The organism is Erwinia sp. AC075 (assembly GCF_979253995.1).
The window spans coordinates 3,966,971-3,981,148 of sequence record NZ_CEEDEU010000001.1; the positions used below are offsets into that span (position 1 = coordinate 3,966,971).

The 14,178-nt window shown below is 46.0% G+C and carries 15 protein-coding genes and 2 pseudogenes; 6 read left to right on the forward strand and 11 right to left on the reverse strand.

Annotated features, from left to right (window positions below; translation table 11 throughout):
• Positions 1–120: 120 nt before the first annotated feature.
• From AC0IXH_RS18615 to AC0IXH_RS18635, 5 genes and pseudogenes are all read right to left on the reverse strand, one after another.
• A pseudogene (locus AC0IXH_RS18615) lies at positions 121–222 on the reverse strand (Y-family DNA polymerase); the annotation flags it as partial.
• Positions 223–230: 8 nt separating this feature from the next.
• A pseudogene (gene umuD, locus AC0IXH_RS18620) lies at positions 231–679 on the reverse strand (translesion error-prone DNA polymerase V autoproteolytic subunit).
• Positions 680–1,716: 1,037 nt separating this feature from the next.
• The gene (locus AC0IXH_RS18625) at positions 1,717–3,267 is read right to left on the reverse strand and encodes a methyl-accepting chemotaxis protein (RefSeq protein ID WP_338572666.1); all 1,551 of its coding nucleotides are present in this window, start codon (positions 3,265–3,267) and stop codon (positions 1,717–1,719) included.
• A 589-nt stretch (positions 3,268–3,856) separates the two neighbouring features.
• Positions 3,857–4,168 (reverse strand): hypothetical protein, encoded by a 312-nt coding sequence (locus AC0IXH_RS18630; protein WP_338572668.1) that lies wholly within the window; start codon positions 4,166–4,168, stop codon positions 3,857–3,859.
• A 13-nt stretch (positions 4,169–4,181) separates the two neighbouring features.
• Complete coding sequence (locus tag AC0IXH_RS18635; protein WP_151036274.1) at positions 4,182–4,670, reverse strand: DinB family protein; 489 nt, start codon at positions 4,668–4,670, stop codon at positions 4,182–4,184.
• Between the two features lie 247 nt (positions 4,671–4,917).
• Between AC0IXH_RS18635 and AC0IXH_RS18640 the strand changes: the two genes are divergently transcribed.
• Complete coding sequence (locus AC0IXH_RS18640; protein WP_346596081.1) at positions 4,918–5,556, forward strand: glutathione S-transferase family protein; 639 nt, start codon at positions 4,918–4,920, stop codon at positions 5,554–5,556.
• 139 nt (positions 5,557–5,695) lie between these two features.
• On the opposite strand, the gene AC0IXH_RS18645 is transcribed toward AC0IXH_RS18640, so the two are convergent.
• The 4 genes from AC0IXH_RS18645 to AC0IXH_RS18660 form a co-directional block, all read right to left on the reverse strand.
• Positions 5,696–5,878, reverse strand: a complete 183-nt coding sequence (locus AC0IXH_RS18645; protein ID WP_471720831.1) for a hypothetical protein — start codon at positions 5,876–5,878, stop codon at positions 5,696–5,698.
• Positions 5,875–6,483, reverse strand: coding sequence for a TetR/AcrR family transcriptional regulator (locus AC0IXH_RS18650; protein ID WP_338572678.1), 609 nt, complete (start codon positions 6,481–6,483; stop codon positions 5,875–5,877). Before AC0IXH_RS18650 ends, AC0IXH_RS18645 begins: the two co-directional genes overlap by 4 nt.
• Before the next feature lie 329 nt (positions 6,484–6,812).
• Positions 6,813–7,118, reverse strand: a complete 306-nt coding sequence (locus AC0IXH_RS18655) for a hypothetical protein (RefSeq protein ID WP_134823023.1) — start codon at positions 7,116–7,118, stop codon at positions 6,813–6,815.
• Complete coding sequence (locus AC0IXH_RS18660) at positions 7,119–7,355, reverse strand: YgdI/YgdR family lipoprotein (protein WP_338572682.1); 237 nt, start codon at positions 7,353–7,355, stop codon at positions 7,119–7,121.
• 435 nt (positions 7,356–7,790) lie between these two features.
• On the opposite strand from AC0IXH_RS18660, the gene AC0IXH_RS18665 reads away from it, so the two are divergent.
• Positions 7,791–8,186, forward strand: coding sequence for a VOC family protein (locus tag AC0IXH_RS18665; RefSeq protein ID WP_134823022.1), 396 nt, complete (start codon positions 7,791–7,793; stop codon positions 8,184–8,186).
• 103 nt (positions 8,187–8,289) lie between these two features.
• On the opposite strand, the gene AC0IXH_RS18670 is transcribed toward AC0IXH_RS18665, so the two are convergent.
• Entirely contained in the window at positions 8,290–9,369 is a 1,080-nt protein-coding gene (locus AC0IXH_RS18670; protein ID WP_134824824.1) for a type I restriction endonuclease, read from the reverse strand.
• 671 nt (positions 9,370–10,040) lie between these two features.
• Between AC0IXH_RS18670 and AC0IXH_RS18675 the strand changes: the two genes are divergently transcribed.
• The 4 genes from AC0IXH_RS18675 (at position 10,041) to AC0IXH_RS18690 (ending at position 12,496) form a co-directional block, all read left to right on the forward strand.
• Complete coding sequence (locus tag AC0IXH_RS18675; RefSeq protein ID WP_471720832.1) at positions 10,041–10,862, forward strand: RNase A-like domain-containing protein; 822 nt, start codon at positions 10,041–10,043, stop codon at positions 10,860–10,862.
• Between the two features lie 8 nt (positions 10,863–10,870).
• On the forward strand, positions 10,871–11,167 hold the full coding sequence (locus AC0IXH_RS18680) for a contact-dependent growth inhibition system immunity protein (RefSeq protein WP_013204426.1): 297 nt from the start codon (positions 10,871–10,873) through the stop codon (positions 11,165–11,167).
• 93 nt (positions 11,168–11,260) lie between these two features.
• On the forward strand, positions 11,261–11,668 hold the full coding sequence (locus tag AC0IXH_RS18685) for a YdcA family protein (RefSeq protein ID WP_134823019.1): 408 nt from the start codon (positions 11,261–11,263) through the stop codon (positions 11,666–11,668).
• A gap of 297 nt (positions 11,669–11,965) precedes the next feature.
• Positions 11,966–12,496, forward strand: a complete 531-nt coding sequence (locus AC0IXH_RS18690; protein WP_471720833.1) for a hypothetical protein — start codon at positions 11,966–11,968, stop codon at positions 12,494–12,496.
• 67 nt (positions 12,497–12,563) lie between these two features.
• Here the strand turns inward: AC0IXH_RS18690 and AC0IXH_RS18695 are convergent, their stop codons facing one another.
• Positions 12,564–13,949 (reverse strand): Fic family protein, encoded by a 1,386-nt coding sequence (locus AC0IXH_RS18695; protein WP_471720834.1) that lies wholly within the window; start codon positions 13,947–13,949, stop codon positions 12,564–12,566.
• Between the last annotated feature and the right edge of the window lie 229 nt (positions 13,950–14,178).

Consider the following 14,178-nt stretch of genomic DNA (forward strand, 5'->3'; position numbering starts at 1 on the left):
GAAACTGGTTTTGGATTAGTCATTAGCGATCCATCTGCTCATGCTGATAGCAAGCCAGTCAACTTTTCAAACCTAATGATTAGAAAAGCACGAAGCTAACTAACACTTCTGATCACTCAGATCGTTATTGCTTAACACCACCACGGGTTTGCCGCGCAGGTCAGGGCGGAACAAGGTCTCGTATCGGGCATAAAACTTGTTCGCGTCGGCTAATCCAAACATAGACATGGTTACCTCCGGCGCGCGCGCGCACTGTTAAAAAACCATGTGACCACGCCAAGCAGCTGCAGCTCTTCCGGATAGATAACGGGGTAGGCCGGGTTCATGGGCAGCAGCGCAAGGCACGGCTGCAGCTGCAGGCGCTTAACCGTGAATTCGCCATCTACTTCCGCGATGACGATGTCGTGATGCGCGGCTTCTTCTGCCCGATCAACCACCATGACGTCGCCATCAAACAGGCCGAGATCCTGCATGCTGTTGCCGCTGGCGCGCACGAAAAAAGTCGACGCGCGCCGGCGAATGCAGAGCTCGTTGAGGTCGAGCTCTTTTCGACGTAATCCTGTGCAGGGGAGGGGAAGCCGGCCGCGCAGGGCTCCGCGTAGAGTGGCACGCGGACTCTGGGCGTAAAGATGGGTGGCCAGAGCAGAGTGAGTTCCGCAGAACAGACTGCCTGTTTCATAGAGCTGCCCTCTGCAGATGATCCGGCGATAAGGCAATTGCTGTCTGTACGTCACGCATAAAAATCCTCCTTAAATTGATACTGTTTTTATATACAGCATTATTGAGGCGAATTTGTCTGGCAAGTCCCCTTAGCTGAATGAGTGACGTTAAGCCGCTCATCTGCCTGAATGGCGACCAGTTTTATTTTCCTGAGACTTAGGACGTTAGTTTCTGAAGCATCAAGTCTTTAATGAGCTGAACGGAGTTAAGTGAATTCAACTATTACGGCGCCAGCTGGGTAACAGTGGTTTGGAGCGAAATCTAGCGGCTTCATAACGCATAGAGGCATCAGAAAGCAGTCTGTGGACTGCATAGATTACAGGTAAAAAAACGTCTGCTATGTGCCAAAAGCTGACAATTTCACTGGTTATTGGACCCAGAAAAATCTTTATTTTCATCCAGCTCTTCTAGAGCTGTAAGTCACATGGCACCTTGAAAAAGTTAATTCGTGGCGTTACGTCAAGACATCAGTCATCTACTTGCGCACACAGGCACGCACAGGTTCAAAAGTCGTTGAAGGGAATTCGTGACACCAGATACATAAAGATGTAAGTTCGGCTTAGGGAAAAAAAGTTCGCTTACAGGTTGAAAGGCTGTGCGCAACTAAATAAAAAAATGACAACACCAGTGAAAAACCAAAGACTCCACAGCAATTTATAAGACCGTTCACTGCCAGGCATCCTTTCGAGATGCCTTTTTCTTTCAGGCCCAACAAGTATCATGCTTATGCCCTGTGCCTGGTTACAACCCGCTTATGCGCATTCTGACTTAAGTTTGATGCCCACTTTCCGCTCATTGCAAACCTTTGGTCTTTAAGCCGACCTCATCAGTTCTAAAAGCTGTCAGCAAACTTCTGAATCCTCAAAAAAGGCTCAACATGGAGTAATGTCCGTTTTTACAGGTAGCTTAAAAGGGACGGGAAAGGTGCTTTTCAGCACCCCGGAGTCAATTATCAGGCCAGCCCCTCACATGTATGCGGACAGTGTGTGCCTATCCTCAGACAGTGAAGATCTGAACCATTTGCTTGAGACCACGGGCCTGATCGGCCAGAGCCTGAGTTGCAGCAGAGGCCTCCTCTACCAGTGACGCATTCTGCTGAGTAACGCTTTCCATCTGACTGACGGCGACGTTCACCTGCATGATGCCCTGAGTCTGTTCTCCTGAGGCCAGAGAAATCTCGCTCATCACGGAAGAAACACCGTTAATTGACAGTATTATCTCTTCAATCACTTTTCCGGCATCAGTGGCAACCGCAGAGCCTTCCCTGACAAAGCCGACCGACTCATCAATAAGCTGCTTTATCTCTTTCGCGGCAACTGAACTGCGCTGTGCAAGAGTGCGGACTTCACCCGCCACTACGGCAAACCCCCGTCCCTGCTCACCGGCGCGCGCGGCCTCGACAGCGGCATTGAGGGCAAGAATGTTAGTTTGAAACGCAATGCTTTCTATGACGCTGATAATTTCAGCGACCTTCGCAGAACTGCCAGAAATACTACCCATCGTTGCAATCATTTTGCTCATCGCACGACCACCGTGCTCGGTTTTGTCCGAGGTCTGCCTGGCGCTTTGCGTTGCCTCGGCGGCATTTTCCGTATTGAGCCTTACCGTGGATGTCAGCTGCTCCATGCTGGCAGCCGTCTCCTGAAGCGCGGCGGCCTGCTCTTCTGTCCTCGAAGATAGCTCCGTATTACCCAGTGCAATCTCCTCAGAGGCGAGAGAAATTGAATCTGCGCTCTGCTTTATTTCACTAACGATTTCCCGCAGACGCTCTTGCATGGCATTGAGTGAGTACATCAGGCTGCCGGTATCCTTACTAGATAGCCTGATATCCTGGCTTAAATCCCCCGAAGCGATGGTGGCCGTAACCGACTGTGCAAGAGCCGGTTCCCCGCCAAGCTGCCGCAGCACGCTCCGCGTTATCATAAGTGCCAGCACGCCACCGCATACGACGGACAATCCGCTGATCAAGATGATAAGGCTGAGCATTTTTGTGAAAGTTTCCTGGGCATCCATCTCCGCAAGCCCATTCAGTTTGTACTCAAAGTCGGTCAATTTATTGAGGTTATCAAGCCATTCTCTTTGCAGCGGCCTTGCCTCTTCAAGTAATACGCGAGCAGCTTCCTGCGGATTGTTAGCTTTTCCGAACTCTGCCGCTTTTTTAAGTGCCGGCATCGCAGCCAGCTCGTTTTTATCGATCAGGGCCAGTAGTTGCGTCTCGGTATCTGTGGTGGTTGGTTCACGGTTAAAATATTCATTCAGCATGGCTTTATTTTTGCTGTATATATCTGACTGCGTTAAAAACCGCTCCCATTCTTTATTAAGGTCATCCTGACGCGTGAGCAGGGCGAGGTTTCTGACAGCAATAGCCCGGTCACGTACGGTCGCCGTCATGGTGACCACAAACTGGGTTTCATCCTGGTTTACATTAACGATTTCACTGAGTTTATTATGTATTTTATTCAGGCCAAAAATGCCTGCTGAGGCTGCGGTTATCAGCAGGATAATCATAACGGTAAAGCCTGATATCAGTCGTGTGGAAAGTTTCATTGATGTTGACTCATGTTGGTTGTCCCAGACAGAGTTATCGGCAACCAGCGACAGGCATTTAGTTACCTTTATAAATTAGTTTTTTAAAAAGATTCGGCCGAGAGAGATGCGACAACTTGGGTAACCATCCGATTAGTTAATTACTTCACTGCTGGGCCATTGATGACGATGGTTAACTTCCGCTTTTCGCTCATAACTGACCTTTAACATTAAAAGAATGATGTGTACGCCCACGGCTATCAACCTTCTCACCCGTAAGTCTTTCAACAGCCTCGATAGCGTCTGGATCACCATGCCAAGCCATGCAACTTGAACAATCGCCACCACAATCAAGATTCAGTGTTTCTGATGCGGCACTCATTGGCTGGTCACAAGTCTGGCAATTGTTCACTTTCATTGGAACCACATCCTATTCTAATTTTGTTGCTGAGCTGCCTCATATACCGCTTTATGCTTAGCTTCTCGCTCCTGGCAGACATTAGGTTCATAAAGCTTACTGCTTATGCAAGAAATAACGATTTTGCATAACGCCAGCGCAAGTACTGAACTCTCCAATCCGGATGATTGATAACGTCACCCAAAATTGCACTTAAAGCGGTGAGATAGCCTCAACCTCATGCTGGAACACATAGGGATCGGAAAGCAATTCGAACGCCTCGTCATCAGGGTATGTCATTGCCACCTGATAATTTTCACCTGCGAAGGCCTTTACTGCCTCAAGGTTCTGCCAGTAGGTGGCAAGGAAAAAATGCTCCCAACCGTCCTGCGTTTCTCTTCGCACGAATGCGCCCTTATTTCCCTCGACACTCCTTGAATGCTCCACACCTGTTTTATCGAGATGCTTAGCAAAGCCCTCTGCATGTTTAAGCGGAACGCAACCGTGCCATGTCCGGACAATCATTAACTTTCTCCTTTTAGTGATTATGATCCCGAAGAAAAACGGTCATCACGTCTTTGGGGGGAATGCCTCCGCACTCGGAAATGAGCCATCCGACAGCGCCGCGATGATAGGTCCCATGGAAAAGCACGTGGTTGATCATGTCGAGTGACTTCATTTCACCTTTACCGCCATCGACAAACTGGAATCTGATAACTTCAGCCAAATCGGCATCTTGCATGGCGCTCACGCGCTCGATATACCACTCGGTACATTCGCGCATATTCACTCGCAATTCTTCAACTGATGGCGTTTCTGGCGTGTTGAGGGCAGTATATCCGTGTTGCTGGCTGGTCATGTTAGCCTGGAAAATTCTGTCTACTACGTAGATATGATTCATCAACCTCAGCATCAGATGATGCTTCTCGGGATGGATTGAATCATCGGTTTCCTGTATCGACTGGAGGGTAGCTGTATCCGCCCACAGTTTATATTTTAGTAGCGTAACTAACGTGTCCTTATCCATTACCTTGCCCTTCATTTCCTGTGAAGCGATATCATGCCTTCATTGCGTCTTGCAGTGCAACATAACTAAACCAACACGGTCCTGCCTATATATCGTAATCATTGAGTCGCTAAAACTAATGCATATGAAATTGGGCTTGTTCTGCTCTAAGCCCCAACAATACCAAAGTCCTATATTAATAATTGTTCAATAGGCTAAAGGACCCTTGTGGTAACCTGGCTTGAATGTCATGCCAAAAGGAGTCCAGATGCTAACAGTATGGGGTCGCAAGACGTCTTCGAATGTTCAGGCTTTGATGTGGTGCATTGGAGAAATGGAATTGCCGTACGTCAGGCACGACATAGGGGATAAGTATAAAGGGACTGAGACTGATTTTTACTATTCACTTAATCCAAACAGGACTGTTCCGGTTCTGCAGGATGGTACCGCTCCACCCTTATGGGAGACTGGAGCCATTCTTCGCTATCTCGCTAATCGCTATGGTGCTGAAAGCTTCTGGCCTTCGGATGACATACAAAAAGCGAATATAGATAAATGGGCTGAATGGTCAAAAATTAATGTTGCGACAGCATTTAATCTCCCTGTGTTTTGGCGTGTTGTACGTACACCGCAGGAAAACCGAGACGAACAAGCTATAGCTGAAGCGATGGTGAAGTTAGAAAACTACCTCTCAGTTGCAGAAGCGCAGTGCGAAAAACACCGCTTTCTGGCGGGAGATGCTTTTTCTCTGGCCGACATCCAGTTTGGTCACGTGCTATACCGTTATTACGATATAGATGTCGTCCGAAAGCCTTTATCCAGATTACGTGCGTATTATGAAAATATCGCCTTGAGACCTGCTTTTCAGGAGCATGTCATGGTCTCATACGAAGAGTTGCGCGCTTAACGTTACTCGTTTGATGCAGCAAGTTATGAGCTATAAACGGACTGGGTTGATACGATGGGCGATTGTTCATTTCAGGGCATTAAAAGCTGTTCGGTTTTAAAGTTGTTATAACGTCAGTTGTAGATGTAGCTCAGCGCTTTCATGTAAAAGGCCAAAAATTTGACCACGGCGCGCATACCTTTAAATGAGTCACAGGAAAGCGTCTTTTATAAAACCGGCCTTTATTGATCCAGCCGCACAGGGCGATGCCGTTCTCGTATTCAAGAACCACCATTGTGTGTCTTCGTTTATGACGCTGAACAATGGTGCCGACTTCTGTCATGTTGATACCTTGTTTGATAGCACCGACCTGACGATAAAATCGTTGCTCCTTCTGAGGTCTTCAATTGCAGGCTGAATTTTTGCGTACACACGCATCCCTTCCAGCATCATGAAAATACTTACGGCCATTACTCTTGCATCTTCATCCTGCCGAAAGACCTGCTGTGCCTGGCCTTTGGTCAATATTGTCTCTAATTGATTAATTATCTTATTAAATTTATCAGACACCTTGTTTTTGACCTCTTCATCACCCGGTAAGAGTTCACTGGCGGCGGCTATGGTAAAGCAGCCTTTATCTCCTTCAGGAGCAGATGAGAACAGGGCGACAAATTCGAGCGTTTCCCGCAATGCATCTTCTGGCGACAAGTCCGCATCACGCTTCATGCCTCTGGATGTTCCTTCATCCATATAAAGCTGTAGTGCAGCAAGATAGATAGCCCGTTTATCCGGGTAAAGTTTGTAGATGCTGGCGCTTGCCAGGCCTGATGCCTTCATAAGGTCAGACATCGAGGTTGCCCGGTATCCTTTCTGCCAGAAGCACTCCAGCGCAGTGTTAAGAAAGTCCTTTGGATCAAATTCTCTGGGCCTACCAACCGATGCTTTCATAAGGTTCTCCTGTGGGGGAACATCGATTGTAGATCGATCAATCTACAATTGGAAGCTTCTGTGAAATTCTTCATTCACGGATCCTGGCTGTTCGTTTTTCTTTAAAGGTGACTAGAGTGGCGGGGGGGCTACAACACTGACGTGGGCAGTACCGAGGTGCGGGATATCAACCCCCTTGGTATAAGGACATGAAGGTTAATTTGAAGATTGTGACTTGTGAGAATTTGGGTTGAGTATGGAAAGGGGGGCAGTACTGAGTTGCTGAAAAGGCAGCCCCCTGAGAACAATGACTGCCATTTGTTTGCAAATAAAAAACTCATTTTTAACGATTATTTTTTAATTTCAATCTGTTGCCATCCTTTCTTGAACATGCAGTCCTTAACAAGGATAGTACGCTGAGTTTCATTTACGTCACTTGTTGAATAACTGGTGTCAGTTGACTTATCTTTCTTATTTTTAGACGTATATTTATCGCTAACCACGTTATCTGGCGGTAAATCCCGTAGTGCTTGAGCCTGGCAGGCCGTTTCTGCCATCGCCTCCTGCTGCTCATTAGCATCAGCCTTAACCCATTTATATTCCACGCAGCCTGTCAGACAGAGGGGAATAAGCAGTAGCATTAGTAATCTTTTCATTTATTTTTCAATGATTTCTTTAACGTCTTTCTGGTTCATTTGGTGGGTGACCCCGTCAGCATCTTTATATGAGATAAGTCCGGTGTCGTTATCTTTAACCGGTTTACCGTGCGTAGTAATCATGTGCCCATCATCGGTAGAAATCACGTAATTGCTTGAGCATGCGGTGAGACTCAACGCAGCGGACGCAACCATACAAGCTAGGATAACTCGTTTTGAAGATGCAGATAATTTCATTGTAAGCTCTCTGTTTTGGTATTTTCGAAATAAATGATAAAGAGGTAGCTGATTATCACGCGTACTCTGTAAACAGACAGTAAATGGCCGGGTAAAGAAACGTGCGGGCGTATTTTTCCATGATCTTAATCATTTTTTTATAATGCGCTTGCATGGGAAATTTTTTTCCAATCTGGTTAAGCAGGGGAAATGGACATATGCCTGCAAAGCCCCTCACAGCGCAGTGTTAAGAAAGTCCATAGGATCAAATTGGCTGTCCGTGTTTCTTTAAGGGTGACAAGAGCAGTCTCATTGCTGGGCAGGAGAGTTTTCCTTCAGCAACCTTCATCTCTGGGACGGGTGAAGAGACTCTGAACAATCTAAACGCAGAATGAGGTTTGTTTATGATAAAAAGAACTCTCCGGGCATGTATGCCTGAAACCTGGTGGAGCAGAAATGAGAACTCAGAAGCGATGCATGGGATATGTGGCCATAGTTGTTGATGACTACGATCGGGCAATAGCGTATTACACGGAAAAACTGGGCTTTACGCTCGTTGAGGATACACCGCAGCCAGGAAAACGCTGGGTAGTCGTTACACCAAACCCGGACAGCGACTGTAATCTTCTATTGGCTCGCGCATCAAACGAGAAGCAGGAAAACTTTATCGGCAACCAGTGTGGCGGACGTGTTTTCCTTTTTCTTCAGACTGATGACTTCTGGCGCGACTACACCGCCATGAAAGCTAAGGGGGTGGAATTCTGCCAGGAACCTCGCGAAGAGGAGTACGGTACAGTTGTTGTATTTGAAGACCTGTATGGCAACCGCTGGGATCTTTACCAGAATAAGTAAAGTCAACGCTCTCTGGAGGCTACACCTTTAGAGAGTAGCCTTAAGGATTTCGCCTAACTCTGAGTTCACATGACTCATCTTATATCCGCGCCTGGCCGGATATTTATAAGTATAACTTAGCGGCTGTAATCAATTCCTCTGAGAAATTGAATATATCATCAATATTACTCAAAGGGTGTCTAATTTCTTTCTTGTTATCATCAAACAATCCAATATACATCTGGCTTCTATTTAAATGAAGCCGGCATATTGGTTTTCTGTTGTTATCATCAATGAGTATGCCGAAATAACTTTTAGTATCTCTGAACCCAATTCTCTCCGGTGAGAGAGTCGTTCTGATTATTGACTTAACGATATGGAAACCTTCAATCTCTTCTGCGGTTGTGACAATATCATTATTCTCTTCTGCAGTTGAGATATCATCATTGGTAGTTTTCTCAACATCAGTTTTTGTCTCGACAATTTTTGTACTGTTGAGGGCTGATTTCAGTCTTTCATTAACTTGGTCAGTCATCCATTGTGTCAGCGATTTTTTGGTAAGTGCTGAAAAAAGCTCCCTGACTTTCTGGGTTTGCACACCCTCATATACTCGCGATGCAATTAGCCGTACAAAATCATCATCAGGATTTATAAATTGCGATGAGATTATTTTCTTAATTTGACTGACATACTTTAGTTCACCAGCAGCGTTTACAATTGAATCAACATCAAATGCACTTTTAGTCAGCTTGAAAATCTCAGGGACGACGTTCTCATCAATATAATCTAAATCAAGCTCTAAAAATGGTTTCTCATCCATTTTGTTAGGGGAGTCTAGATCTGTGAAAAACTTATAAACCTGTCCATTGGTTAATATAGATATGCGTGCTGTAGTTACATGGAAATACCTGAAAAGTTGAGATGCATGGTTAATGTTTAATGGTTCGCCAATTTTTTTGCATTCAATAAGGATCTGTATTTCACCATTTTTTATTATTGCGAAGTCTATTTTTTCGCCTTTCTTGGTGCCAACATCACAAATGTATTCAGGTATGACTTCTGTTGGATCAAAAACATCATAACCAAGAACTTTGTTAATAAATGGCATTACGAAGGCACTTTTTGTTGCCTCTTCAGTTTTAATCAATGATGCCTGTTGTTTAATTTTTGCAGAGAGATCGTTAAGCGTGTCCAAAATTTCCATTTTTTCACCAGTTTTTGGTTTCATCGATTAAAAAGACCAGCACCATCTTCTAACACCCTGTTTTAACACTTAAAATTCTATATCTTTCTTTAAAATCTCATTGAGATGAAGGAAATCTTAAACCTTCATTAATAACGACGTCGTTATGAAGCATCAATATCCTTTAGGGATTATCTCATTGACACTAACAGTATCCGATCAAGGATTTCTAATCAATACCCCGATGAAATATTTCAACACATCCATAACTATCTGAATTAAATGGTTTTAAATGAAATGATCCATGAATTTTAGTTAACTTTTAACTAAATATCGCCTTTTTTTTAAACAACATTCATCTGCCCTATTTTTTAATAAAGTTAAGCTGGACAGAAATTTCTTACACTCTGAGTGCTGAAAAAGCTTATTTCTCATGATTTATGCCGATCGCAGGCAGTGCCAGCGATTAATCAATGTTTAACCTTCTTTTATCAGCGTTTGACGATTTTAATATTGAGTAAAATTCTTGCAGTCTTCATTCGGAATCCTGGAAAGACACTTAAGCAAGTAACCTAAAAATGCACCCTAATTTGAGTGCGTTATCATGTTTTTTAGAATTTAAACTGGATCTTATTCAGTCATCCTAGGGATACTACGCAGCAGGATGTATTTTAACCAACAGGGATGAAGTTATGGAAAATGGTGTCAAAATCGTGATGTCCCCGGTGCAGCTCGCAGCTGCACTCTCAGACAGGTCCGTTACAGAAGGTGAAACTCTCAGTAATCGTTTATTTGGCGGCCTTGGACTCGTCATGGGCACTCTGGAGCTTGTGGGGGCGACGGCTCTGTGTGTCGCTCCTGAGCCGACAGGATTAACCAAAGCCGGATGTATTGTGGTTGGAGCGCACAGCCTTGATGGTATTAATACCGCTGCAAATCAGATTATTACGGGAAATAATACTCGCTCAGCCACCTATAAAGCTGCTACTGCGATGGCAAAAGCTTTCGGTGCTGACGACGATACTGCGTTGAAGATCGGGCTTACCGTGGATATCGCCGTGCCATTAGGATTCGCATTGGCGATTGGAGCTACCCGCGTTGCAGCGGTGAGGGCTGGCCGCATCAGATTGAGAGAGCATGAGTCAGCGACTAATCTCAAGCCAGGCGGACATACCCTTTCCATGCATATCGGCAAGAGTGACAGTGACCTTTTGGCCAGATTTCAAACAAATAAACGATTGCAGTTCTCCTCTACATTTTCAGATGTGCGCATAGCTGAGGATGCCATCTCAAGAGCGATTTTTATCAATAAATCATCGATAAAGTCCGTATTGGCTGGAGGACGGCCCGAGGCCAGGCTCACCATTCGTTACCCGACAAATGAAGTCCTGGGTTATGGTTTCAGGCGTGGAAGCAGTCAAAGAATGATTTTGAAAAATGTCAGGGTCGTTATCGAGTTTCAAAAGTACAACGGTAAGCCTTATTATATTCTCACCGCCTTTCCGGATGCATAAGGAACACAATGCAAAAATTCAATTTGCTTGATCAACTGATATTCGGTTATTTCAATCAAGATTACGACCTCATCAATGACGGTGAAGAATCTATGGAAGGGATCATAAAACTCTATAAAAATAGATTTATGGACTGGATGTTGAAAGATCTTATTGATGAAGTCGATGATTTCATTACCGCTTATGGTGATGGCGTAGAGGATGAGTTCGAGAAGAGGTACGGGCATGATTTCTCACCAGAGCTGTGGGAGACAACGGCCCTTGAGTTTTTGATGACGGTACGCCGTATAGCATCAGAGAAGTAAAGCCCGATAGTTCCCGCTCAGGCTCATGTAGCACAATCATTTATGCGTACAGTGTTCTACTGGTTTGTTGATTTTTTACGTTAAGGATAATGAATGAAAAAAATACTCTCTCTCCTCGCCCTGATGATGTTGGTCACCATGCAAGCTGAAGCTGCGCGTGGGCGGCAACCTTGCTCAGGCTCAAAGGGCGGTATCTCTCACTGTACTGCTGAAGGGGGTTTCATCTGTAACGATGGCAGCTTGAGCCAGTCTAAGCGGTTCTGTTCAGGCTATGGCACTCGAAGTATCCAACAACCGATTCCAGAATCACGCATTAAACCGTCACCTCCTAAGAAAACCAGTGTGAAAAAACCGATACACAGCGAGAAAGTAGATTCCCAACCTGCTCAAAATGATGACGCTTCAAAGCTGGAACCGAGAAAGCCGACCTGTGCGCCGATTTATATGGCAGATAAGGCTGGATATACCCATCTCCCGATTTGTTCTGGAAACCAGTATTAACGGATATATTCCAATAATTTCTATTACTCCTGAGAAATTATTAACATATTAAACTGTCTTTAACTCAGGAGTATTTACAAAAACCCTGCAACACCCACTCTCAATACATTTTTTTGCTAGCCACTTCTAACCCTTCAAATTTGAGTGTTTTTCACTCAGTTTTCATTTGACTCACTATATATGCATACAGGACACTACGCCTGTTACGCATTACCCCGCGTAACAAATAGCAACGCCCCGAAAGTGCTATCACACAATCGAGGCGTCTGACCACAAACGTTAAAGGAGCTAACGAATATGGCTACGGCATACAGTAACACAAACGGCTACGATGATTTCACATCTGAATCTTCAATTTTTGATCTGAGTATTCCAGCGCTGTTGAAATTACCGGTAAATACCTCTCTGGACTTATTCCAGATACTGGATATTTGTCGTTGTTATGGCGATGCATTAATTGAGAATGACTTTGAGGAACAGCGCATGGCGCTTTGTGGCCGCCTGTTCGCCGGACTGGAAGTGCTAAAGGTGGTATTAACCTATCCTTTACCTGACTATCTGATTGAACAGCTCACGGTCGATGAGGTGCAGTCTGGCGGCTATATCAGTCCGCTGACCAGCGACTCGGAAACGCTCTGTGGCTATTGTTCTGCGCTGGCGCTGGTGTTGCTCAGCCAGCGGCAACCGCAGGAGCAGGCAGAGCAGATCACCGAATTGCTTTTCGATATGCTCTACGTTCTGACTGAAGACCTGAAAGCACCGCGCTTTATCCGCACCAGCGAGGGGTTAGCCATGATTGAAGGCGAAACGCTGCTGCCGGTTCATTAAGTCACTGTCATTCAGCCCGAGCAATCGGGCTGTTCTTGCCTGCCATCAGGTCCGCTAAGCCACTGAATTACCAGCCGGTCGTTTTAGGTAAATCAGGTTCGGCGTCGCTCCATTTCTTCGCCTGTTTGCTGTTTTTTGGTGCGATAAACACGGTTTCTTTGCCTTCCTTGTGGGCTTTGAGCAGCCCCAACTTCGCAAGCTGCTGGAAATCCGTTCTGGCCGTGTTGTAGGAAATCTTCAGATTCTCCATTGCTTCGCCGAGCGAGAATATTCTGCCTGGGTGCGCAATGGCCACGCTCATGATCTGCTGCTGGCGGGCGTTCAGGTCTTTGACCGACTCATTGCTCCACAGCCAGGCATCCAGCTCCGATCGGATGCGGATCAGTTCTTTGATGTGCGTGATATATGCGTCAACCGCCTTTGCGACCGTCTCGCACTGATGGCTCACAAAATACGTCAGGTCGAAATCATCCGTTTCGGTCTGCAGGTAGGCCTTGCCATAGGCGACCGGTGCTTCCTTCAACAAACGGCTGACTGAGATATGCCGGAAGGCCGAGTAGCCGCACTTGAGCATGTACCAGTAAAACAGCGCGCGTGCCGTCCTGCCGTTGCCATCGCAGAAGGGGTGAATGTAGCCAATCATAAAATGCAGCACGCAGGCTTTCAGCAACGGATGGATATAGGAACCCGTTACGTCTTTCTCGTGCGGTTCATTAGCCCAGTGACACAATGTCTCAATATACTCATCAAGCTGTGTATGGCTGGGCGGCTGATGGATCACGTCTTTCGACAGCGTATCTTCCACCACGATGTCATCGTGATCGCGAAAGTCGCCGGGTTTATACTGCGCGTCGTTGATATCCCGCACACCGATGGCGTGAATTTCTTTCAGCAGCCCGGCCGTCATTTTTTGTCCCGCCTGCTGAACGACAAATTGCATCATGCGGTAGTTGCCGAAAATCATCCTTTCGCTTTCATCTCTCGGCTCCCTTTTTATCTGCAGCATTTCCTGAGCCACGCGGGTGGTGGTCGCCGCACCTTCCAGCTGGCTGGAGGAGATCGACTCTTCACCAAACAGGTCTTTGATAAAGTAGCTTCTCTCTTCCAGGCCCTTTAACAGCTCATTTTCGGCGGAAGAGGAGGTCAGTCTGTCGACCTGGCTGCAGGTTTTCTGCATAAAATCGGTGACGTACAGCTGCGCCTTGCTGCCGTTTTTGTCTGTCAGCGGCAATGTCCGGCCACCGCTCCGGCGGGCATGCTTCACAAAGGTCCAGACCAGTTCAGGATCAAGCTGTTTTGGGATGCGGTGCCGCAGCGAATCCCAGTGCAGGTAGCGCCCCTTATCATCGACCGGTTTCATAAACTCAATATAGGCCGACAGGTTTTCACCATTGCCGAAGACATTGGCTAATTCATTGATATTCAGCGCGTCTGACGGTCTTTTGATTTTCATTTTTTTCAACTCAAAAATCGAAGAAATTGAGTTGATGATGGAGAGGAATTGATCGATCTGCAAGTTTTATCGCCAGGCTGCATCGTTACCCGGCTGCTGCCCGGCGTTGAATAACCCTGGCACACAGCCCTTCACCGGATTTTCTTTACAAAATTTCTGTGCCTTCCAGCCGCGAACGCTTTATCTTCTACAGCAAATTTGCGAGCGTGCGCGTTTCCACGGCCCTGAC